Source organism: Paucimonas lemoignei, assembly GCF_004342585.1.
GTDB classification, from domain to species: Bacteria; Pseudomonadota; Gammaproteobacteria; order Burkholderiales; family Burkholderiaceae_D; genus Paucimonas; species Paucimonas lemoignei.
This window is the reverse complement of the sequence record NZ_SLZQ01000011.1, coordinates 13,721-37,038: the sequence shown is the minus strand read 5'-3', so window position 1 is coordinate 37,038 and position 23,318 is coordinate 13,721. Positions and strand designations below refer to the sequence as shown.

Genomic DNA, 23,318 nt, shown 5'->3' with positions numbered 1-23,318 from the left:
TGTGAAAGCGCATTGCGAATGCTATTAGTTTGCAAGCATTCGATATATACCAGTTAAAACTCTGCCTCTTGACAGCTTCTATTAAATTAAGACATATCGAATCGGGATTAGTTGAGCTAGCAAAGAAATAGCTGTTCGGCTTAAATTCCTTCCGCTGTCAATAAGTTGCCTCTGCTTCATTTATGTATAACCGCCACCAAAGGCTTTTCTTGCAGACTCTTTCCAATTCTTGGTAAGGACTTCCACAACTCCTTAATTTACACCGCGGAGTAGAACGTGCTTGTTTAGTAAACTCTATTTACTTCGCCAGCACCAATAACGCCAAGCCTATGGGCACCATCATCGGTCACAATACTGCCTTTTGCCATGCTGCTGATCAGGTCATTCTTCACTATGCATAAATTTTAAGTCTGATCAAAATTGATTCTTTCCAGCTCTACAACTAAGGGCATATTTCTGACTTGAGTATGAATTGACCCGATATACTCTCCCAGTAATCCAATAAAAGATATCTGAACGCCACCGAAAAAGAACAATCCAATCAACATCGGCGCGGTGCCCATTTGAAACTGATCCCAAAAAACAAGTTTGGCAATCAAAAACCCGAAAGCGGTCGTTAAGCTGAGAATAGACAGCAAAAATCCGCACATCGCCATTATTCGCATGGGAACCTTGGAATGGTTCGTAATACCCAGCATCGCGATGTCGTAAAGCGTATAGAAATTATTTTTTGTTACTCCGCGTTGCCGCCGTGGCTGCTTAAAAGGTACGGTGGCGATCGGAAACCCTATCTCGCATAACAGCCCCCGAAAATAGGGATATGGGTCTTCTATTTTTCTCAGGATTTCAATAACTATGCGGTCGAAAAGGCCTGCCCCAGTAGCGTTTTTGATCAGCTGAACTTCTGAGATTCGCGAAATAAAGCGATAGTACGTTTTTCTAATAAAAAACATCAGCGGAGACTCCTGACTTTCCGGCTTCACCGCAAGAACGGTTTTAAAACCCACTTCCCATTTCTTGATGAATTCCGCGATCATTTCAGGCGGGTCCTGCAAATCTGATGCAATCAGGATGGCCGCGTCGCCACGGGACTGCAGCAAGCCATAATAAGGCGACCTGATATGCCCGAAGTTTCTGGCATTGATGATCAGCTTGACGCGTTTATCCTTCGCTGCCAGCGCTCTGAGCTTTTCGATGGTGCCATCCGTGGAGCAGTTGTCGATATAAATATGTTCGTAGTCATATGGCTGCTGCGCCATCACATCGGCAACGCGTCGGTAGAGCTCATCTACATTGCCTTCTTCGTTGTAGCACGGAGTAACGATACTTATCAGTTTAGCCATAATTGAAAACGAACCATTTGTTTACGATGAAAGCCAGCACCGCCATGGGAAGCAGCAGAATCGCGCCAGCAATGTATGCCTCAATCCCGATGAGTGAAAGAGCCTTGATGCCAATAACGTTAATGAAGTAAATAAAAATATACGAACAGGAAAATCGAAAGACCAGCCGGTTGTCACGCGAGCCGAACACCAGGGTTCCCGTCGTCTTGAAGTTGAATAGCACGCCAAGCGCCGTTGCCAGCAGCAAGGCCAAGGTATAGTGCAGTCCAAGGTACAAAAACAATGCAAAGCACCCGTAACCAAAGAGGGAATTGATCATCCCGACAAACAGGAATCTCAGGAACTGATGTTTGGCCAGATTGCCGAGATTGATGGAGCGAAAGTTCGTCACAAGGCGCTTGATCGATTCAGTACAATGCGCGCTTCATCCATGACACTGTCCAGAGAACTCCGGGACGGCTGATAGCCGAAGGCAGCTGCTTTGCGGTTCGTCGAGAAATAATGCATTTTCATGCCGGTCGCATTCACGCCGGCCGGTCCGTCCCTGACTTCGAATGCCAATCCGAATTGCGCCTGCATGGCGCGCAATAGCGACATTTTGTCGGTTGGCGCCAGGGTATAGCAATCCAGCGCCGCATTCGCCGGCGGCGCGGCGAGGACGCGCGATACCAGCTGGGAAAAATCATCCGGACCGAGGTAATCCCGCATGATGTTGTCCGGCGAGGTGATCATTTTTTCGCCGCTGCAGATCGATCGTATCAGGTCGGTGATGAAGAATCGTGCCGAGAGATCCTGCGTACGGCTGAAATAATTGAATACCCGGAGATCGACGATGGGAAACTGCGCGAGCGAGCGATGCCGGCATTCTGCGTGAAGCTTGGCTGCCGCATACCAGTCTTGTGGCTGCAGGTCGTTGATGGGAATGTTCGCCCGCGTATTTTCATCCGCCGGCTGTTCGAAATTGCCGCCATAGGCCGCACCGCTGCTCAGGAAGATGTAACGGCAGTCCGGATACCGCCGCTGGTAATGCAGTGCCATCTCGTCATACTGCAGCGTTATATCAAAAATCGCCGTTCCCATAGCGGCTGCCTGCGCGGGGTTTCCGACGCCGACAAAATTGAGCAGAGCGTCGAAAGACGTCTCCATGCCGAAAGTGCCGAAGTCGGCAATGGCATATCGTCCGGACAATCCAGTGCGCGCCAGCCATGCAGCCACAGCGTCCGGGCGGCGCGCAAAAAGCACGAGTTCATCGCTGCTTTTTTGCGCGGCGAATGACAGGATCAGGTCCTTGGCGATCTGGCTGGTGGCTCCCAGAATGGCAATGCGCATGACTCAGGTCGCGGCAAGAAAATCACGAATTCTTTGCTCGATGGCGGCGCGATCCAGCGCGTGCTCATTGAGCAAATATTCATAGGTGCCGCAGTGGTGCGAGAAGCGGTCGCGCACGCCGATTCTCAATATGCGCACAGGAGCGAATTCCGCAGAAATTTCGGCGATGACAGAACCGAGTCCGCCGAGCACCGAATGTTCTTCCAGCACCACGACTGTGCGGGCACGGCGGCAGACCGCAGCCACTTGTGCGCTGTCGATCGGCTTGATGAAAGGCGCGCTCCAGACGCCTGCGTCCGGATAGGACGCTGTCGCAATATCGAGCGCCGTGCGGACCATTGATCCCGTGGCGATGAAGGCGATGTCAGCCGCGTTTGCTGGCCTGGCTTGCAGTAATGCCCCGATTTTTTGTTTAGGTATTGCAGCATGGACATCGCCCCGGTCCGATTTGCCCATGCGTAGATACACGGAAGATTTCGATTGGTATGCCGCATCCATGCAGGCGGTCACTTCGAATCGATCAGCCGGCGAATACACGGATAAATCCGGTATCGCCCTCGTGCAGGCGATGTCCTCGGTCGACTGATGGCTGGTGCCCAGATGGCTGTAGACGAATCCGGCGCCATCGCCGATGAAAATCACGGGCAATTTGTCATGCGCCACGTCCAGCTTGATCTGTTCGACGACACGCACCGGAATGAAGGCGCTGAGACCATACACGATCGGCCGAAAGCCCGTGCGCGCAAGGCCCGCAGCCATGCCGACCATGTTTTGCTCGGCGATGCCGGCGTTGATATATTGTGCCGGACACGCTTTGCGAAATTCATCGAACAAGGCATACCCATGGTCGCCAGTCAGCAGTAGCACGTTGGGATCGGCCTTCGCCAGGCGCACCAGCGCTTCTGAAAAAGCGTTTCTCATGTCGACTCCCCGGCAACTGCGGACAAGGCTTGCCTGTACGTGTCAGGATTCAACCGCGTGTAATGCCAGATATTGTTGTTTTCCATGAAAGGCACGCCCTTACCCTTGACCGTCCTGGCAATCAGCGCCTTGGGCAATCCGGTATCGCTTTTCCACAAGCGGGCAATGGCGCTGTCGATGGCTGTTTCATCATGTCCATCGATGGTCACGGCTTCGAAGCCAAAGCTTTCGAACTTGGCTTGTATCGAGCCGAGCTTGAGCACGTCCTCGGTGCTGCCCATGGCCTGAAAGCCGTTTTCATCGACAATCACCATGAAATTTTTCAATCCATGATGGGCGGCGAAGAGTGCCCCTTCCCAGATCGGACCTTCGTTTATCTCGCCATCACCGACGATCGCGTAGGTTTTTTGGTCGGTGCCGTGCAATTTCGCTCCCATTGCCATGCCCACGCCGACCGAAAAGCCGTGGCCGAGCGAGCCAGAGGTCACTTCAAGCCCCGGTATGCGCGAGTCGGAAAGCCCCTTGAGGTCGCTGCCATTGGCGAAATATTTTGTGAAAGCCTCGTCATCGAGCCACCCTAGTTCACGCATGCAGGCATACTGCGCCATGACGCCGTGTCCTTTGCTGAGAACGAGGTAATCGCGCCCGGCAGCGCGCGGGTCATTGGTCGGATAGCGCAAATGATTGCGGTACAGCACGGCCAGGATTTCAATGATCGAGAAGGCGCAGCCGATATGCACAGTGGCGCCGGAGTAGGCCATTTCAAGCACGGTCTTGCGTAGCACCTTCGCATCAAAATTCGGGGTAGGGACGGTCATCGCCTGTACACTCAAAAATTTACCCCGAGATACGATTCGATCTTGCCCGCTGCGTAGTCCAGCATTTCCTGGGTCAGGGCAGGCTGCACGCCAATCCAGAACGTATTGTTCATCACTATGTCGGTATTAGTTAATTCGCCGCTCACGCGATAGTTACGCCCGATCATGTAAGGCTGGCGCGTCAGGTTGCCGGCGAATAGCAGGCGGGTGCCGACTTTTTCCTGATCCAGGTACGTCAGCAAATCCAGCCGGCTGACCGGCGCACTCTCTTTCAGGGTCAGCGGAAAGCCGAACCACGAAGGAACACTGTTGGCGGTGGCCTCTGGAAGGACCAGGAATTCCTCGCAACTGACTAAGCGCTCCTTGAGGAAGGCAAAATTTGCCTTGCGCTGCTCGATAAAGGCCGGCGCCTTGTCCAGCTGGGCCAGGCCGCAGGCTGCCTGCATGTCGGTGATCTTGAGGTTGTAGCCAAGATGGCTGTAGGTATATTTGTGATCGTAGCCTTCAGGCAGATTGCCGAGTTTCCAGCAAAAGCGCTTGCCGCAGGTATTGTCCTTGCCGGGGGGACAATAGCAGTCACGACCCCAGTCGCGAAAACTCTCGGCGATCTGTTTCAGCTCGCCATTGTTGGTGAAGACTGCGCCGCCCTCGCCCATGGTGATGTGGTGCGCCGGATAGAAGCTCAGTGTGCCGATGTCGCCAAAGGTGCCGACCAGTTTGCCATTATAGGTAGAGCCCAGCGCATCGCAGCAATCCTCGACCAGCCAGAGATTGTATTTCTTGCACAGCGCCGTGATCACGTCCAAGTTGTACGGGTTGCCCAGCGTGTGCGCCAGCATGATAGCCTTGGTGCGGGGACCGATGGCGGCTTCGATCTTGCTCGCGTCGATGTTGTAAGTGCCGAGCTCCACATCGACGAAGACCGGAATCGCGCCAAACTGCAGGATCGGATTGACGGTCGTGGGAAAGCCGGCGGCGACGCCGATAACTTCATCACCCGGCTTGATCGCGCGCTCGCCCAATTTCGGCGATGTCAGCGTGGAAAACGCAACTAGGTTGGCCGAGGAGCCCGAATTGACGGTGATGAGGTAATCGACGCCGATAAACGCAGCCAGGCGTTTTTCGAATTCGTCATTGAAGCGGCCCGTGGTCAGCCATCCATCCAGGGAGGCCTCCACCATCAGCTTGAGCTCGACGCCATCCAAGACTTTGCCGGACGGCGGGACCAGTGATGCGCCGGGCATGAACGGTTGTGGCTTGAGCGCAATGGCAGCGTATTCGTCGACCAGCGCCGCGATTTGCTCGCGAAGGGCTTGAGTTTTGGCGTTTTGCATGATGATTATTTTTGGGTCAACGTTTGGTAGTCGTGGATCTGTTTAAGAGTCAACTGGCGCACATCGGCGCCGGCCAGGCGCTGCCTAGACCAGTCTACGATGAGCTGCAACCCGTCATCGAGGCGCAGCAAAGGGTGCCAGCCGAGGCGGTTGCGTGCTTTGGAAATATCGAGCTTGAGGTAGGTGGCTTCGTGCGGATGCATGCCACTGTCGACTTCCCATCGCGCACCGGTTCCCCAAAGCCCGGCCATTTTTTCGACAATCCAGCCAACAGATCTGGCATCTTCATCCACCGGTCCAAAATTCCAGGCCGTGCTGTACTCGGGGCCACATTTTTCTAGGCGTTCGGCCAGAGTCAGATAGCCGCGCAACGGTTCCAGCACATGTTGCCAGGGACGGATTGCATGGGGATTGCGGATATTGACGACCTTGCCTTGCTCGAAAGCGCCAACGATATCGGGAATCAAACGGTCTTGTGCCCAATCGCCGCCTCCAATTACATTGCCGGCCCGTACAGTCGCCAGCGACACGCCATGTTGCGCATAAGTGGCAGCATTGAAAAAAGAAGAGCGATATGCAGCACTCACCAGTTCTGCACATCCCTTACTGTTACTGTAAGGGTCGAAGCCACCCATCGGCTCGTTTTCACGGTATCCCCAATCCCATTCACGGTTTTCGTAGCATTTGTCTGTCGTAATGTTGACGACCGAAATGACTCCGGGAGTGCTGCGCACAGCCTCGAGCAAATTGACCGTACCCATGACGTTGGTGGCGTAAGTCTCGACCGGATTCTGGTACGAATAGCGCACCAACGGCTGGGCTGCCATATGAAATACGATTTCAGGCCGGGCTGCCTGCATTGCCTCGCTGAGCGAGGCTGGATCGCGGATATCTCCGATAATTGAATGCATGCCCTCTGCCACTCGTGCTTGCTCGAACAGGCTGGGCAGGGTGGGCGGCTTGAGCGCAAAGCCGGTCAGTTCCGCACCTAGGCATTGCAGCCAGAGGGACATCCAGCTTCCCTTGAAGCCAGTGTGGCCTGTCAAGAAAACGCGCTTGCCGCGCCAAAAATCCGGCGTCATTCCCAAACCTTCCAGGGCGCGTTGCCGCTTGCCCAATGTTCTTCGAGATAGGCCTTATCGCGGAGGGTATCCATTGGCTGCCAAAAACCGTGGTGTTGAAAAGCCGCCAGTTGCCCGATCTCTGCAAGGTGTTCCAGCGGTCCCCGTTCCCAGATTGTTTGATCGCCTTCGATGAGATTTATAACTTTCGGGGACAAGACGAAAAAGCCGCCATTGATCATGCCACCGTCGCCCTTCGGCTTTTCCTTGAACGAGGTCACCTTGTGGTCGCGATGGATATCCAGCGCGCCAAATCGCCCCGGCGGATAGGTTGCGGTTAATGTAGCGAGCAAGCCATGAGCCTGGTGAAATTCTATCAATTTGGTAATGTTCACATCGCTGACGCCATCACCATAGGTGAAGCAAAAAGGCTCATCGTCATTCAGATATTCGGCCACGCGTTTTAATCGCCCCCCAGTCAATGTGTCATCGCCAGTGTCGACCAGTGTCACCCTCCAAGGTTCGGCATAGCGCTGATGGACTTCCATGCGATTTTTTGACATGTCAAAAGTAACATCAGACATGTGCAGGAAGTAGTTGGCAAAATACTCCTTGATCACGTAGCCCTTGTAGCCGCAGCAGATTACGAAATCGTTGATTCCATATTGGGAATAAATTTTCATGATGTGCCAAAGAATTGGCTTGCCACCAATTTCCACCATCGGCTTAGGCTTGATGGTGGTCTCTTCGCTAAGACGCGTACCAAGCCCCCCGGCGAGAATTACTGCTTTCATTATTAATTTCCTGATAGGACGATAATAAGTATTTTAGCCTTACTGGGTGGGAACCAGCGATTTTGGTTCCACTAGGCGTCACGCCCGGCCTCTTATGTTAGATTCTCGACTAACTGCGGGAACAAACTTCTGCGGGATCAAGCGCTGCCTCGTCAGTAGAAATTACTTTAGTATCGATACGCGCTGCTCGGTTTAAAAATTCGTTGAGTGGAGCAGTTTGTGACCCCGCATAAAAAAATGCCCGAGCACGGAGATAAAAATATTGAAGAACTAGGTCTTTTTTAGACAGTTCTGGAAAGCCAGGCCTGATATTCAGGCAAATCTGTCTCCCCTTCGGGTTAAATTCTGCAAGATTGTATCGATTTGAAAATACTTTAGGAGGCGGTAGCTTATGTGAGATTGGCCGGCCTAAGTATTCTAGCTGCATTGCAATACGGGATTGTCCTCCCCATATTTTCTTAAACATGGAGGACCATTCATAGAAATTGTAATAGGTATCCCCTCCAACAAGAAAATCGTCCTTAATCCAATATATAGAGAATGGCTTGAGGTGGATTTGCTGGCTCAATTGCTCCCTGACCGATTGGTCCTTAATAGCTCTTGCTTGCCAATCTACGTAGAAGCTAATGCTGGATATTACGAAGGCAAAAATTAGGGAGCTTGCTACCAAGGCCGAGATTAATTCGGGGACGATTACCCCAGATTTGTTATGAAAAGATTTGAACTCGCGATTACACAAGTATCTCAAAGCGGCGGCAATCAGCACCGCCATCGGTAAGCCGATTAATAAGCTATGCCTAGTATTCCATCCACTTGTGCTCGGAACTATGCCTGCCATAGCGTATGGAAAAATTCCACTTACCAGTAATAGTAGTCCAAATACGAACAGCCATTTCGATTCACGCTTGTGAGGTGCAATCTGTACGCCGAAATCGATAAACCCATTATGTGTTGATTTGAATCTTGAATAAAGTACATAGGTTGACACCAAAAGCGCCCCCCACAAAAAGGGAAGCTCCAACAATTGGTAAAGCGAATTTGAAGTTTGTTTGTGAGCTGCTGTGGTAATTGTCTGGCGGATACGGATTATCGCTGAATACGCGTTTAAATCTAGAGCATTATATTTTTCGTAAAGCCCATGTGTGGGAAAAAATAGTTTTTTGATTACCCAGTAGGCGAATGGCAGTACGACTAGATGCGCGCGTCGAACGGAGATGAAGGTAATAATCTTCGTCCAAGAAAACTGGCGCTGTTCCTTGATGTACAGGGACAACAGAGCTAGGAATGGAAAATAATAAACCAGCAGCGAATTTAAATTAAAACTGAGGAAGAAGAGTAAAGAAGCAGTTAGTGCTAGAAGAACTTTGTGAGACTTATAAGTGGAATTTTTCTCTGCGATGAATGACAGCAGTATTGCAAAAAGAAATAAGAAGTAAAAAAACAAATACTGCAGCGTGGACAACAGCACAGTAGTTTGGAACGCAGGATAGACTGCACTGACAATGGCAATAAGCAGCGCTTCCGGACGACTTAGCCAACTTGTTTGAGATCCTGCCTGATATATGCAAAATGCTGAAAAAATTATTAAGAGCAGTGCAACCGTTTTGAAATGGTCAGATAGCCCAAACAGCTTCAATCCCCCGAAAAAATAGGCAAGTATAGGCAAGCCCATTTCGCTCGTCATGTCCCTTAGAAGATACCAGTTTCCATCATCTAGAAAACCTTTTACCAACCAATCATCCCAGAAGACGCCATTGTTAAACACTAACAATCCGTGGGCCAACAGGACAACGATCGTGATCAACAGGTAGGGCAAAGCACTCCTCATTCGATTCAGTATAGTTATCATTTTTGTCCGAGTTATGGGAGTTTAGTCTGGGTATGCTAAGTGCAATGTGCAAACGTCACGAAGCGTGTCAATGCACGATGCCATCTCTGCGTAATACCTTTAAAAAAGTCATGAGTATGATTTTAACGTCGAGCCAGAATGACCGTTGCTTCAGATATTCAGCGTCCAGTTTCACCTTGTCAGGGATAGGCAGTTCATCTCGCCCATTGACCTGCGCCCAGCCTGTCAGGCCGGGAGGTAGCGTGTGCACGCCCTGTTCAGTACGCAGGCGGATTAAGTCGTCCTGGTTAAACAACGCTGGCCGCGGCCCGACAAAGCTCATGTCGCCAGCCAAGATACTCCAGAGTTGTGGTAGCTCGTCCAAGCTAGATTTGCGTAGAAAGGAACCAACGGGCGTTAAAAAACGCTCAGGATTTTGCAGCAAATGCGTGGCTACTGCCGGCGTATCGATACGCATAGTGCGGAATTTCGGCATCTTGAAAATCCGGTTGTTGCGGCCTACTCGATCGGACCAATAAATTGCCGGACCACGCGAGGTAATTTTAACCAGAAGCGCGACAACTACAATAGGTAACAACAAAATGAGCGAGGCAAATACGGCAAGGGCAATATCAAAAAATCGCTTCATAGAAGACCAAATCGTGCAGAGGATTATAAATACACATTATTTTAGACGCGTGGAGATCCCAACAAAGGCGCCACAGTCTCTTGCAGCCCCTGCGCCACACTGAAAGGCGGCTGCCAATCCAGCGTGGTACAAGTGTGCCGAATGTCAACTTGCAGAGACCCCAGTACTCGCTCAGCAACAGCACTTTTACCCAGGATGCGCGCAACTATTCGCATCAGCGAAGGCGGCACCGGCAGCAGTCGCGGCCGTCGCTGCACGGCGTGTGCCAGTTGCCGCACTAGTTCTCCTGTACTCATATCGCTGCCATCACCTGCAAGAAAAATATTACCGGGCGCACGCGGGTCGGTCGCACAACGCTGCAATAGGTCAACCAAGTTACCTAGGTACACCATGCTGCGACAGTTGTTACTCAGGCCGAACGGCAATGGCACACCGCATGCCACGGCCTGCATCAGGCTTTGGAAATTGGCCTTGACACCTGGCCCATAAACCAGCGGCGGACGCACCACAACCGCTTCGATGCCAGTCGTGCGTGCAACTTCCCATAATGCCTGTTCTGCTTCGTGCTTCGAAATGCCATAAGCATCCTGTGGCGCCGGCGGCTCATCATGCCGGTACGGCAGGCGGCCGCTTGTGCTTTCACCATTGACCTTCACTGAACTAACTAGTACTAGCCGTCGCACTCCGGCGGCGGCCGCTTGTAGCGCGAGCCGACGTGTACCCTCTACATTCACTTGCCGAAAGCGCTCAAGCGATTCTGCCGAGCCTGCATCGTGCATAACATGTACGCGCGCGGCACAATGGATTACTGCGTCGATGCCGACCAACGCCTTGGTCCAGTCGGTGTTAGGACCGATGTCGCCAATGCCGACGGTATCGTCGGTACTGGCTGGCGTGGAACGTAGCGCCTTACGTATCCGGATTGCAGGTTCTTGCTGGAGGCGGTGCACAAGTGCTTGACCGACAAAACCATTCGCTCCAGTGATCAATATCGAAAATTTGCTCATGTACTGGTTCCAGTATTGGAAGTCAGTAAGATCTGCTCAATACGGGTCATCAAGGTATTTCGTTCAAATTGCTCACGATAATAGACGTTACCTGCCTCGCCCATGCTGCGCAACGTGGAAGGTGCCGAGTCTGCCATTTCCTGTACAATTTTGGCAAGCTCTGCACCATTGCCTGCGGGGCAGACCTTGCCTGCCTTTGCCTCGAAAATCGCAGCGGCGCCTTCGCCATCCAGCATCCCAAGTATGGGCTTGCCAGCAGCCAGATAAGATTGCACTTTGCCCGGAATGGTCATCGAAAAGATTTCATTCTTTTTCAATGTCACCAGCAATGCATCTGCGCTTGCGTAAAATGAAGGCATGCGCTCCAAAGGAAAACGTCCCAACATGCTGACTGTCTGAGTCAAGCCGCGCCGCTTGATTTCATCTGCGACCCACGCCCCCATCCGACCGTCTCCCACTAGAATCCATTGAATATCTTGACGTGCCTTTAGATGCTCAGCTGCATCTAAGATCGCTGGAAAATCTTGGGCTTCACCGATATTGCCGGCAAAAACGATTTTGAAGCAATCAGCATATGGCGCCAATTCTGGCGCAGGCTCTACTACTTCCTTGCCAAACATGTCTTCTGCCCAACTCGGAAAATATTCTACGCGTTGATGGGGATGGCAATATTGGCGAATATTGCCGATAAACGACTGCGACTGTGCCAGAATGACGTCGCAGCGCCGGTAAATGAACGACACCATGTGGCCGATTAAGCGCAGGACGCGTTCGGATTTAACCATGCCGACCGCACGCAGAGTTTCCGGCCAGAGATCGAGCACCCAGAACGTGATCGGCGCCTTTTTCACCCATTTCATGACAATCGCTGGCAACCCTACCGTGATGGGCGATGGCTCATAGACGAAAATGTGGTCAAACTTGCGGCCACGTAGCTTAGCCAAGCCGAGCAGCGAAGCTGAAACCACAAAGCTTAAATAATTCAAGGCGAGGCGAATCGCCCCCTTTCCCCGTGGCGCTAGCGGTACGCGTATGATATCGGCACCGGCGTATTGTGCATACTTGCCGGGATTTCTCCTGAAATCCTCGAACACCACGCCATCCGGGTAGTTCGGATAACCGGTGAGAATCGTCACTTCGTGACCGCGCTGAACCAGTTCAGCGACCAGATCGTTGATGCGAAAGTTTTCCGGCCAAAAGTATTGGCTAACGACGAGCAGCTTCAATTCATTAGCCTTACTGATAACGCTGCCAAACCACCCGATTGACGTAATCCGTATAGCTTAGGATGATGCGCACGACCTTTTCCGCCACGTTCGGCATGCTGTAATCACCGACTTGGCGCAGCAAACGTTCTGCACCAATCGGCTGCTGTTCAAGAATGACCAATGCCTGCATCACACGATCCGGATTCAGTCCGGTCATCATCACCGAAGCTTCCTCCATCGCCTCTGGACGCTCATGCGCTTCACGAATGTTTACGGCGCGGAAATTCAACATCGACGATTCCTCGCTGATGGTGCCGCTATCCGATAGCACGGCACGCGAGCACATCTGCAGTTTCACGTAATCCCTGAATCCCATCGGCTTCAACAAGCGCACATTGGGATGAAACTGGATGCCCTTGGCGTCGAAGCGCTTTTGCGTGCGCGGGTGCGTGGACATGATCACCGGGCAGTCGAAGATGGCGGCAACGCGGTTCAGCGTCTCTTCCAGCGCCATCAGCAGTCGATCGGAATCGACGTTTTCCTCGCGGTGCGCGCTGACAACAAAGTACTTCCCTTGTTCCAGCTCTAGCCGTTCTAGCACATCGGAAGCTTCAATGCTGGGGCGATAATGCGTCAGTACCTCGAACATCGGGCTACCCGTCTTGATCACGCGGTCCGGCAGCAAGCCTTCGCGCAGCAGGTATTCGCGGGCGATGTCGCTGTAGGTCAGGTTGATGTCGGCGGTGTGATCGACAATTTTTCGGTTGGTTTCTTCGGGCACGCGCTGGTCGAAGCAGCGATTGCCGGCTTCCATGTGGAAGATCGGAATTTTGCGACGCTTTGCCGGGATCGCCGCCAGGCAGCTATTGGTATCTCCCAGCACCAGCAAGGCATCTGGCTGCACTTCCGCCAGGACGCGATCAACTGCAATAATGACATTGCCGATGGTTTCGGCGGCATTGGTGCCGGCGGCATTGAGGAAATGGTCGGGCTTGCGCACTTCCAGATCCTGGAAAAAAATTTCGTTGAGTTCGTAGTCGTAATTCTGGCCGGTATGGGCCAATACATGGTCGCAATGCTGGTCCAGCGCAGCCATCACGCGCGACAGGCGAATAATTTCTGGCCGGGTACCGACCACGGTCATGACTTTAAGTTTTTTCATGCTGTACTGGACGTGCGTAAGTATCTGGATGTTCGCGGTCAAAAATCTCGTTAGCCCACAGCATCACGATCATTTCTTCCTGACCGATGTTGGTGATATCGTGGGTCCATCCGGGGACGGTTTCGACGATTTCCGGCTTATTGCCGGAAGTTTCGATGGCATAGTACTCATCGGTAACGATGTGGCGAAAGCCAAAGCGCGCTTCGCCTTTGATCACCAGGAATTTTTCGGTCTTGGTATGGTGATAATGGCCACCACGGGTAATGCCGGGATGCGCGGTAAAGTAGGAAAATTGCCCGCAGTCGGGCGTCTTAATCATTTCCACGAATACGCCGCGCGGGTCGCCATACTGCGGCACGGTGTAGGAAAACGTTGCCGGTGGCAGATAGCTGACATAGGTTGCGTACAGCGCACGCACCAGTCCGGTGCCAACGCGCTCGGTAATTAGCGTTTGCCGGCTGTCTTTGAAAGACTGAATCAGTTCCGCCACTTCACCCACGGTCGTGGTGTACTCAGGCTCGACTAGAGGGAACAACTGATCTGTGCCCTCACCATCCAACAAGTGGAAAAAATGGTCGATTACATCATCGATGTACACCAGCGTAAGCGGCGCTGCCGGGTCGTTGATCTGGATTGGCAAATCGCGGCAGACATTGTAGCAAAAAGTCGCCACTGCCGAGTTGTAATTCGGGCGGCACCATTTACCGAACACATTGGGCAGGCGGAAAATGTAGATGCGGCCCCCCCGAGACTGCGCCAGCGCCGACAGCGCTTCCTCAGCAGCACGCTTGCTGGTGCCGTAGGGATTGTCGCGCTCAGCCTGAATCGACGAGGCATACACAATAGGAATCTGGCGTCCAGTCTGCGCCACCAGGTCGCACAATGCCTGCGTCAGTCCGGCATTACCAGTAATGAATTCAGCTGGGTCGGAGGGGCGATTAATTCCTGCCAAGTGAAAGATGAAATCCGCTTCACCAACTTGCTGGCGCAATTGTTCCTGAGCGGACTCGCGGGTAAAGGCCAGCACTTCTACGCCCTTGCGTTCGCTCAGGCGGGCCACCAGGTTTTTGCCGACAAAGCCATTGGCACCGGTAATCAGTATCTTCATGGTAGAGCCGCTCAGTCAATTGCATGCGCGGGCTTGCCCGCAATCAGGTCACGAATGAAGTCAAGTTTGAGTAAGAGTCGCTGCATGCCCTCGACGTCGAGACGCTCGGTATTGTGCGAATTGTAATCCTCGCTGATGGAAATCGAACGCTCACCCTGCTCTACAAACTTGCCGTAGTTCAGGTCGCGCAAATCGGGAGGCACGCGATAATAGCCGCCGCGATCCTCGGCACATGCCATTTCTTCCCGGCTCAGGAGAGCTTCAAACAGCTTTTCACCATGGCGTGTTCCGATGACGTTGATCTCATGGTGCGTTTTGTCTAGCAAGCCGAGCAAGGCTTTGACTAGAACTTCAATGGTGGCCGCCGGTGCTTTTTGCACGAAGATGTCGCCGTTTTCACCATGTTTGAATGCGTACAATACCAGTTCAACAGCATCTTCCAGCGTCATCATAAAGCGTGTCATGGCCGGATCGGTGATAGTGATCGCCTTACCAGTCTGGATTTGGTCCACGAACAGCGGGATCACCGAGCCACGCGACGCCATTACATTGCCGTAGCGGGTGCCGCAAATGACGGTATCCGATCCGGCATTGCGAGACTTGGCCACCATTACTTTTTCCATCATTGCCTTGGAAATGCCCATAGCATTGATTGGATAGACAGCCTTGTCGGTGCTCAGGCACACCACGCGCTTGACGCCATTGGTGATGGCGGCTTCCAGGAGATTTTCCGTGCCGATCACATTGGTCTTGACCGCTTCCATCGGGTGGAATTCGCAGGAAGGAACCTGTTTAAGCGCGGCGGCATGGTAAATATAGTCCACGCCGCGCGTGGCATTCAGCACTGCATTGTAGTCGCGCACATCGCCGATATAGAACTTCAGCTTATCGCTGGCATAGCGCTTGCGCATGTCATCCTGCTTTTTTTCATCGCGGCTGAATATGCGGATTTCTTTCAGGTCCGACTGCAGAAAACGGTTGAGCACGGCATTGCCGAACGAGCCGGTGCCGCCGGTAATGAGCAGAATTTGGTTGGAAAACATTAAGACTCCCTGTATGGATGCCGGTCGTTAGTCGCCTGTCTGGATGGCAGTGCCGCGCGGATGATGCCGTCCCTTTGTTCCAGACTCGGATAATTAATCAACACGGCCTTGTACGGCCCCTTGAAGACGAACAGGCTGCCTGCTGCGGCACCGACGACGCCGCAGGCGCCGATCAATTTGCCAATGTCTTCCAGAGATCCAGCGCCGCCAAGGATGGTAATGGGCAGTTTCACTGCCTGGCGCAGGCGCTGTGCCATGGCCAGATCGTAGCCCTTCATCTGGCCATCATGCTCGATCGAGTTGATGACGATTTCGCCGGCGCCTAACGCTTCAACCTGGGTTGCCACTTCGGTTACGCTGCGTTTAGTGTTTTTGGTGCCGTTGTGGATCCAGACTTCCGGCTCGCGCGCCAGCATGCGCTTCTTGTAGTCAAGTACAACAACCACGCTCTGGCGGCCGATTTCATCCGCGATGCCGGGGATGATGTCCGGGTTCTCGATGGCGGCGCTACTAATGGCAACTTTTTCGACGCCCAGGCCGATAATCTTTCGCGCCTGTTGCGGCGTGCTGATGCCGCCCCCATAGCACAGCGGCATGCGGCATTCCATTGCCAGATTGGCGATTAACTTGTAATTCGGTTCGGACTTGTTGACCGCAGCATCGATGTCGAGCACGATTAATTCATCGGCTTCTTTCTCGTTGAAGATTTTGACCGCGTTGAGCGGGTCGCCTACGTATTTGGGCGACTTGAAGCCGACAGTCTTCACCAGGCCGTTATTGTGGACCAGCAGGCAGGGAGTGATTCGAGGTCTTAACATCTCACAGTTCCGCAAAATTCTTCAGCAAGTTGACGCCGAAATGGTGGCTTTTCTCTGGATGGAACTGGACGCCAAAGACATTTTCCGACTGGACTGCGCAACTGAAGTCGACGCCGTAGAAAGCGCGTGCGACGGCATGTTGCGGCTGGGCGCATTCGAAGTAAAAGGAGTGCAGGAAATAAAAACGCGCGTCGTTTTCCATGCCTTTGAATAGCGGATGCCCGTTCGCTGGCTGCACCTCATTCCAGCCCATGTGCGGCAACGGCATTTCCTCAGCGCCCAGCGTGTTGCGAAAGGCGCGCACCCGTCCGGGGATCCAGCCAAGCCCCGGCAGGATACCTTCATCACTTCCCTGAGTAAGAATTTGCATGCCGACGCAAATGCCCAGTACCGGCACCTTTTGCTGCAGCACCATCTCGTCAAGCGGCTCACGCATACCAGCCTCCTGCAGCAGCTTCATCGCATGGTCGAAAGCGCCGACGCCCGGCAGGATCAGTTTGCTTGCCCCATTCAGGTCTGCCGCGCTTTTCGCGACTGTAACCGGGATGTTAAGGCGTTTGTAAACGTTCGCAAAGGCTAGGATATTACCCAGCCCATAATCAATAATCGCGATCATCTGAACAGTCTTTTTTCCAGCCCCAAGGTACGCATGACGTTCGAGCCAAGCCCGATCAGATAACGCTTATTTTTGTAAGCATGGTATGTCTTGTTTTCGCCTTTGAAGATCTGGCGCAGCTCGTCGACCGACAAATCCAGTTTGTTGGCGACATACTCGAATTCCTGCTCCAGAAAATGCTCGTCTAGTTCTGGCTTAGAGATACGCTCCAGAGCAGCGTCACGCGTCATTTGACCAGTCATAATCAGGCTGGAGAAATGCGCCCGGCGCTTTTCATAGCCGAATTTACGTGGCATCCAGTAGTCTTCGTAAAACCGAGTAAAGCGCGACTCATGATGTTTGTGCTGGAATTTTTCCCAACCAAATTTTTCATACAGCAGACCTTCCGCAGCCTTTTTATTGTATGGCACGAGATTGAGCGGCTTGACGACTTCCATGCCATGGAAGTAGCGGTAGTAAATCTTGTACACCATGATATCGACCAGCGGGAATGTCTCCAGTGTCCGCTTACCGAACTTGGCGTGAATGTCACGGAATAGGGTGGTGTCGATGCCAGGATAGCCACCCCATTCTTCCGGTTCGCGGCAACATTCGGTCGAGAAGTTGCTACCGGTAAGAATGTATTTGAGCTTGTGCTGGCGGGCGAATTTATACAGCGTCGAAAAGAAAGCGCCGTCCTGCGGCAGATCCTGGTCCGGAATCTGGGATTTTAGGAAGGCGACCTGCAGGTCCTTCATTTCTTCCCAGTTGATCACCTCTGTGTACAAATGCAGGCCAAGGCCGTCCACCAACTTTTCGATATTCCCCACCGCCTGATCGGTGTTCCAGCCGGCGTCCACATGGAATAGCAGGGGGCGCAAGCCCATCTTTTCCTTGGCGACGTAAGTTAGATAGGAACTGTCCAACCCACCGCTCAAGCCGATGATGCAATCGAAATCCCTTCCTTCGCCGGCCTTCTTAATCTGCTCGGCGATCTGCATTAGTTCGCGTTCACCGCGTTCGTCGGTATGCCAGTTCGGCCGGATCGTACTATGGAAGTTGTTGCAGTAGTCACACCAACCGCGATCATCGAACGTAATGTTCGGATCGGAAGTGTCCATGATGCAGTTGGTACAAATTCGGTAGTCTGAATGACTCATTATTTATCTATGTGGCAATTTATATTGTTTAATTCCGGGTTGGCCGACTTGTATATTTTTATAGTATCCCTATAAAATCTTCCGGATTGTGGCAACTACTCTTTCCAGGCTTTCGTCGGTCATGTTCGATCCGGAGGGTAGACATACGCCGCGATTGAACAAATCATCTGATACCGACATTTCTCCATCTGAAAAATAGGGGGCTGAAGCGAATACCGGTTGTAGGTGCATCGGTTTCCACAACGGGCGAGCTTCGATCATTTCAGCCGATAGCCGCTGGATCAGTTCCTCGCTGGTAGTTTTCGTAAATTGCGGATTAATAGTGCAGGCGGTTAACCAATGGGTTGCATAACTCCATTCCGGTTCAGGCATCCACTCCAGTGCTGCAATATCGGAGAGCAATTCGCGATAACGTGAAAATACGGTGCGCCTTGCATGCACGCGTTCTTCAAGCACCTGCAGCTGGCCACGTCCCACTCCAGCTAAGATATTACTCATCCGATAGTTATAGCCAATTTGGCTGTGCTGGTAGTGTGGTGCAGGATCGCGTGCCTGCGTTGCCAAGAAACGTGCCTTTTCGATAAAACTCGCATCGTCCGAAACCAGCATGCCGCCACCAGACGTGGTAATTATCTTGTTGCCATTGAATGAATAGATACCCATGCTTCCGAACGTGCCACTGGCGCGTCCTTTGTACTTTGCGCCTAATGATTCAGCGGCGTCTTCGATCAGTGGCACGCCATATTCGTCGCACAGCGCTAACAATGGATCCATGTCCGCGCTCTGTCCGTACAAACTTACTACTATCACAGCCTTAGGTAAGCGACCTTCTTTCTTGGCCCATTGCAAAGCATGTTTCAACGCTGCTGGAGACATATTCCAGCTATCAGCGTTGGAATCAATGAAAACTGGTTGCGCACCTTGATACATAATCGGATTGGCGCTCGCAGCAAAGGTCAGTGTAGAACAAAATACTAGATCGCCCGGCCCCACATCCAACATTCGTAAGGCAAGATGGATTGCAGCCGTACCGGAGCTCAGTGCTGCGGCATATTTACAACCAACCTTTTCCGCCAGTTCGCGTTCAAAGGCATCAACATTGGGGCCTAGCGGTGCAATCCAATTTGTACGGAAAGCCTCTTCTACAAATTCCCGTTCCGCGTCGCCCATATGAGGCGTCGATAACAAAATTTGTCCATCGATTTCACGGCGTTCCAGAACTTGACTTACGTGTAAGCGGTCATCCAGTACGGGCAAATGGTTGATCGAATGCTTGTTCATCAACGCCAATGCTTCCCGGCGCGTGTACGGCGTCTGAATCACTACCGAATCTATAGCTTTGAGCAATGCAATAGATTCATCAAGCTGGCATCCTTCCAGAATCAGACGACGCAAATCCCCATCGGTAACTGTTCTTTCAAATCGACCATCATCAGTGTTCAACAGGAGAATTCCGGTACCTGCGCGGTTCAGAGTTTCCAATGCGTCCCGCAATGACGTACTGCGCTTTACCGAAATTTTTGAGACATTAATCACAATTACTCCTGCTAATTGATGTGGCGGGAACGCCGACATATGTTTCGCCCGCAGCGATATCATTTAATACAACGGCACCAGCCCCAATCACCGCATCATCACCAATTTTGATGTTTGGCAGTATATTGGCCCCGGCGCCAATTAACACCCTGGCACCAACCTTGACCGCTCCGCCAAGTGTGACATTTGGGGCGACATGTGAAAACGATCCAACTGTACAATCATGATCCACAACAGCACCATGATTGATAATGCTCCCTTCGCCAATCTCCGCCGCTGGCGCAATGATTGCGCGTGCAGCGATAAAGCTACCTAAGCCAATGGTGGAAAATCGAGATACAACCGCATCGGGATGAATTACGGATAATGGCATGCTGCCAATCCCCAAAAGCTGCAAATACAAATTCTGCCTGATCTTCCCATTCCCGATTGCAATATGAAATTCCCCCTGCTCTAAGCCGTTTTGTATTATTGGAATATTGATTTTTAGCCCGCACAGTTCTTTTCCGAGAAGAGCAGTATTACTGTCTAAAATACAAATTTTATCAATGGCCACATCGCTTCGTATTAATGCGTCTAATACGACTTTGCCATGCCCGCCAGCTCCCACTAAAAAAATCGATCTAATACGCATTACATTTTGCAAGTATTTGCGAATTCAAAGAGATAGTTTGCAAAAGTTGAACAATGCGTTGCGCAGCTTTGCCATCGCCATAAATATTGCCAGAACCATCTCGCTCTCGTGCCAATGTTTGTTCAATAGCTAATTCTATGGCGTTGGGTAAAGCTGCGACATCAACAACATTTTTATTTCTTTCACGCAAGTTCTGTCTAGAGCCAATATTGATTACTGGAGTACCAAAAGTTGCAGCTTCAATGATACCAGCGCTAGAATTGCCAACCATAATATCTGCTGCAGCCATCCAGGAAACAAATCGACTTCTTGGAAAGTGTGTAACTACCCGGATACCAGGCGTTTTGGCATACTGCTCCAAGATTGCACGGATACTTTGGCTACCTGCATCTGAATTCGGTAGCAACGCCATAATTTGGACATTTTTGCTTTGTAAAGCTTGTAAAATACCCAGCATGCTCGCACCAGCAAATTCTGCCTCTTGAACAACGGGATGGTAAACGAGCAGCGCCAAAGATTTTTCGGGATCTAAACCGACTTCTTGCAATAATTCTGTGCGACTGGCACATACAAGATCTTTCAGGCCATCCAAGCCAGGTGCGCCGGTGACCCAGATACGCTCAGACATTTCGCCCATCCGTATTAGGCGGTCGTGAGCATCTCGCGTCGCCGTGAAATGAAAATGAGCCAGTTTGGAAATGGCATGACGTATCGGTTCATCTATGGTACCCGAGCGTTCTCCGCCGTGAATATGGGCGACAGGGATATTCAAATGCACTGCTGCCAATGCACCCGCAAGCATTTCGCCTCTGTCACCCAGCAGTAATACTATATCGGGCTGGATATCCTGCAACGCTTCAACGAATCCGGTTAGACTGACCGCGATATTGCGTGCCATACCTGCGCCGCTGGGTGTGCCGATTTCGACAGGAATGCGCGCCTTAATCGGCAATCCTGCAGCTTCGATATCTTGCACTGTATTCCCATACTCGGCAGCCAAATGCATACCTGTCACGATGACCGATAGCGCCAATCCCTCTGCTCGGTGAATGGCCTCTAACGTTGACTGCATAAGCCCAAAGTCTGCTCGCGTGCCGCTGATGTAACATATCTTGCGGGTCATGCCAAATCGCTCCACTGTAGCGTTGTACCGGCTGGAATATCTCTGGTCACGGTTTTGCCAATAGTGGCATCTAGCTCCGCTGGAGGGATGCCGGTGCCTGGTCGCAACAACGCCATATCCTCACGGGATACGACGCCACCTGCAACTAGGGGGCGCACTAACGTCACGCTGCGACGCACTAAGTCACGAACAGGCAACTCAGATTCGGTCGGCTGTTTAATAGCAGAACCCAGTGCCTGCTCCACATCACGAATTTGTCTGACTAGCTGAGCCAGTTCTTTAGGGTCCAAGGAGGCCTGATGGTCGGGCCCCGGTAATTTGCGATCAATGGTGAAGTGTTTTTCGATGATGCGGGCGCCCATAGCTACAGCCGCTGTGGACACCGCTATACCTAGGGTATGATCAGAATAGCCAACCGGCAAACCTGTTGCTTCGGCGATCGTCTGCAAAGCACGCAAATTAACATCTTTACACTTTGCCGGATAGTTCGAAGTGCAATGCAAGATGGTCAATACTTGATTAAGTGGGGTATCCAGTCCAAAATCGTTGCGAGCACATTGAATCACGTCGACCGCCCTCAGTATTTCATCTAAGGTGGCCATGCCACTGGAAAGGATTAATGGCTTGCCCTTGGAGGCTAGAAACGTAAGAAAAGGCTCATTAGTTATCTCACCTGACGGGATCTTGATTCTTTCCATGCCGAGATGCAGCAAAAACTCCACAGCATCTTCATCGAATGGGGTTGACATGAACTCAATATCAAGCTCTTTGCATCGTTCAAACAGTCGCTGATGCAATTCGGGCGACATTTCCAGTGCCTTGAGCATTGCATATTGGTCCCCATTGCCGGTAGCTTGTTTTTGATACTCGGCTTTCTCCGCACCTGGCCGCACCAGTTTGTCAGCGGAAAAGGTCTGAAATTTCACTGCGTCTGCGCCGCAGCTGGCGGCAGTTTCCACCAAGTCCAAGGCCAGCCTCTCATCGCCATTATGATTGACCCCTGCTTCTGCGATGATAAAGCATCGGTCGCGCATGCGTGCTTCGCTTACCAGACTGTCTATCCGCCATCCACCATCAAGTTTTCTCCTGTGACCCAAGCGGAAAGATCGCTTGCGAAATATGCGACTGCACCTTTGAAATCCTCTTCTAATCCCATGCGGCGCAGCGGGGTTTTTTGCTCATAGCGACGCGCAAAAGCCTCTGGCTGATTACGTGCTATCCCTCCTGGACTGATGGCATTGACGCGTACGTCAGGCCCAAGCACACTGGCAAGCCATTTCGTCGCCTGCAGCAAACCGCCCTTGCTAGCGGCGTATGCGGCTGGGTTTCCCATCGGCGTACCTTCATACAGGCGCAAATCTGGACCAACGACGCCATAAATGGAACCGACATTAATAATTGAGCCATGGCCGCTTGTTCTCAACAGCGGAGTCAATACTTGGGAAAGGTGGAATGCCGCCGTTAGATTGACTTCGAGCGCACGCCGCCAAGTATCAATTGCCTGCTCTTCAAAGGGAACAACCCAGCCCCGCAACTGGCTATCGCCAACAAAGCCGGCATTGTTAATCAGAATATCAGCACGGCCGAATTTTTCGGTTATCCAAGCCGCAACGGCGGCTCGTTCGCTTTCTGCTTCAAGGTCAATTTCGAGTGTCGCGACAGGAGTTTGCCAGCGAGCTTGCAACTGCTCTTGCGCATCCCGTAGTGCGCTGCGGTTTCGATCCAGCAGGCAGACACTGCATCCCAGTTCGGCTAAAGCATCTGCCATGGCACGACCAAGATGACCAGCACCACCAGTGATGACGGCCAGTCGTCCTTCTAAGCTCATGAGTTGAGAAAGCGTTCGC

23 protein-coding genes are annotated in these 23,318 nt (G+C 52.0%); all 23 read right to left on the bottom strand.

Translation table 11 applies throughout. From position 1 onward, the window contains the following. Window positions 1-404: 404 nt before the first annotated feature. Window positions 405-1,343, bottom strand: a complete 939-nt coding sequence (locus tag EDC30_RS15190; protein ID WP_132259707.1) for a glycosyltransferase family 2 protein — start codon at window positions 1,341-1,343, stop codon at window positions 405-407. Continuing rightward, a complete protein-coding gene (locus EDC30_RS15185; protein WP_207907296.1) occupies window positions 1,336-1,734 on the bottom strand; it encodes a GtrA family protein in 399 nt (132 codons plus the stop codon). Before EDC30_RS15185 ends, EDC30_RS15190 begins: the two co-directional genes overlap by 8 nt. Then, a complete protein-coding gene (locus tag EDC30_RS15180; RefSeq protein ID WP_132259706.1) occupies window positions 1,731-2,672 on the bottom strand; it encodes an NAD-dependent epimerase/dehydratase family protein in 942 nt (313 codons plus the stop codon). The genes EDC30_RS15185 and EDC30_RS15180 overlap by 4 nt, the downstream gene beginning before the upstream one ends. Window positions 2,673-2,675: 3 nt before the next feature. After that, window positions 2,676-3,593 (bottom strand): transketolase family protein, encoded by a 918-nt coding sequence (locus EDC30_RS15175; RefSeq protein ID WP_132259705.1) that lies wholly within the window; start codon window positions 3,591-3,593, stop codon window positions 2,676-2,678. Next, entirely contained in the window at window positions 3,590-4,411 is an 822-nt protein-coding gene (locus tag EDC30_RS15170) for a transketolase (protein WP_132259704.1), read from the bottom strand. The genes EDC30_RS15175 and EDC30_RS15170 overlap by 4 nt, the downstream gene beginning before the upstream one ends. Before the next feature lie 11 nt (window positions 4,412-4,422). Continuing rightward, on the bottom strand, window positions 4,423-5,745 hold the full coding sequence (gene rfbH, locus EDC30_RS15165) for a lipopolysaccharide biosynthesis protein RfbH (RefSeq protein ID WP_132259703.1): 1,323 nt from the start codon (window positions 5,743-5,745) through the stop codon (window positions 4,423-4,425). A 5-nt stretch (window positions 5,746-5,750) separates the two neighbouring features. Then, window positions 5,751-6,827, bottom strand: a complete 1,077-nt coding sequence (gene rfbG / locus EDC30_RS15160) for a CDP-glucose 4,6-dehydratase (protein ID WP_132259702.1) — start codon at window positions 6,825-6,827, stop codon at window positions 5,751-5,753. Next, window positions 6,824-7,600: a glucose-1-phosphate cytidylyltransferase gene (gene rfbF, locus EDC30_RS15155; protein ID WP_132259701.1), complete on the bottom strand. Its 777-nt coding sequence runs from the start codon at window positions 7,598-7,600 to the stop codon at window positions 6,824-6,826. Before rfbF ends, rfbG begins: the two co-directional genes overlap by 4 nt. Before the next feature lie 109 nt (window positions 7,601-7,709). Continuing rightward, complete coding sequence (locus EDC30_RS15150; RefSeq protein WP_132259700.1) at window positions 7,710-9,416, bottom strand: hypothetical protein; 1,707 nt, start codon at window positions 9,414-9,416, stop codon at window positions 7,710-7,712. Window positions 9,417-9,516: 100 nt separating this feature from the next. Then, window positions 9,517-10,077 (bottom strand): sugar transferase, encoded by a 561-nt coding sequence (locus tag EDC30_RS15145; protein ID WP_132259699.1) that lies wholly within the window; start codon window positions 10,075-10,077, stop codon window positions 9,517-9,519. A gap of 41 nt (window positions 10,078-10,118) precedes the next feature. Further along, window positions 10,119-11,084 carry a UDP-glucose 4-epimerase family protein gene (locus EDC30_RS15140; RefSeq protein WP_132259698.1) on the bottom strand — a complete coding sequence of 322 codons (966 nt, stop codon included), beginning with the start codon at window positions 11,082-11,084 and terminating at the stop codon, window positions 10,119-10,121. Then, complete coding sequence (locus EDC30_RS15135) at window positions 11,081-12,310, bottom strand: glycosyltransferase family 4 protein (RefSeq protein ID WP_132259697.1); 1,230 nt, start codon at window positions 12,308-12,310, stop codon at window positions 11,081-11,083. Before EDC30_RS15135 ends, EDC30_RS15140 begins: the two co-directional genes overlap by 4 nt. Window positions 12,311-12,320: 10 nt before the next feature. Next, entirely contained in the window at window positions 12,321-13,454 is a 1,134-nt protein-coding gene (wecB, locus tag EDC30_RS15130; protein ID WP_132259696.1) for a non-hydrolyzing UDP-N-acetylglucosamine 2-epimerase, read from the bottom strand. After that, complete coding sequence (gene wbjC, locus EDC30_RS15125) at window positions 13,441-14,562, bottom strand: UDP-2-acetamido-2,6-beta-L-arabino-hexul-4-ose reductase (protein WP_132259695.1); 1,122 nt, start codon at window positions 14,560-14,562, stop codon at window positions 13,441-13,443. Before wbjC ends, wecB begins: the two co-directional genes overlap by 14 nt. An 11-nt stretch (window positions 14,563-14,573) precedes the next feature. After that, window positions 14,574-15,605 carry a polysaccharide biosynthesis protein gene (locus EDC30_RS15120; protein ID WP_132259694.1) on the bottom strand — a complete coding sequence of 344 codons (1,032 nt, stop codon included), beginning with the start codon at window positions 15,603-15,605 and terminating at the stop codon, window positions 14,574-14,576. After that, window positions 15,605-16,423: an AglZ/HisF2 family acetamidino modification protein gene (locus EDC30_RS15115; protein WP_132259693.1), complete on the bottom strand. Its 819-nt coding sequence runs from the start codon at window positions 16,421-16,423 to the stop codon at window positions 15,605-15,607. The genes EDC30_RS15120 and EDC30_RS15115 overlap by 1 nt, the downstream gene beginning before the upstream one ends. Before the next feature lies 1 nt (window position 16,424). Further along, window positions 16,425-17,039 (bottom strand): imidazole glycerol phosphate synthase subunit HisH, encoded by a 615-nt coding sequence (hisH, locus tag EDC30_RS15110; RefSeq protein ID WP_132259692.1) that lies wholly within the window; start codon window positions 17,037-17,039, stop codon window positions 16,425-16,427. Beyond that, the gene (locus tag EDC30_RS15105) at window positions 17,036-18,178 is read right to left on the bottom strand and encodes an N-acetyl sugar amidotransferase (RefSeq protein ID WP_132259691.1); all 1,143 of its coding nucleotides are present in this window, start codon (window positions 18,176-18,178) and stop codon (window positions 17,036-17,038) included. The genes hisH and EDC30_RS15105 overlap by 4 nt, the downstream gene beginning before the upstream one ends. 69 nt (window positions 18,179-18,247) lie before the next feature. Beyond that, window positions 18,248-19,753 (bottom strand): aminotransferase class I/II-fold pyridoxal phosphate-dependent enzyme, encoded by a 1,506-nt coding sequence (locus EDC30_RS15100; RefSeq protein WP_132259690.1) that lies wholly within the window; start codon window positions 19,751-19,753, stop codon window positions 18,248-18,250. Continuing rightward, window positions 19,707-20,348 (bottom strand): NeuD/PglB/VioB family sugar acetyltransferase, encoded by a 642-nt coding sequence (locus EDC30_RS15095; protein ID WP_132259689.1) that lies wholly within the window; start codon window positions 20,346-20,348, stop codon window positions 19,707-19,709. Before EDC30_RS15095 ends, EDC30_RS15100 begins: the two co-directional genes overlap by 47 nt. Further along, entirely contained in the window at window positions 20,338-21,471 is a 1,134-nt protein-coding gene (gene neuC, locus EDC30_RS15090; RefSeq protein ID WP_132259688.1) for a UDP-N-acetylglucosamine 2-epimerase, read from the bottom strand. Before neuC ends, EDC30_RS15095 begins: the two co-directional genes overlap by 11 nt. After that, window positions 21,468-22,505 (bottom strand): N-acetylneuraminate synthase, encoded by a 1,038-nt coding sequence (neuB, locus tag EDC30_RS15085; protein ID WP_132259687.1) that lies wholly within the window; start codon window positions 22,503-22,505, stop codon window positions 21,468-21,470. Before neuB ends, neuC begins: the two co-directional genes overlap by 4 nt. 23 nt (window positions 22,506-22,528) lie before the next feature. Then, window positions 22,529-23,299 (bottom strand): SDR family oxidoreductase, encoded by a 771-nt coding sequence (locus tag EDC30_RS15080; RefSeq protein WP_243656807.1) that lies wholly within the window; start codon window positions 23,297-23,299, stop codon window positions 22,529-22,531. Between the last annotated feature and the right edge of the window lie 19 nt (window positions 23,300-23,318).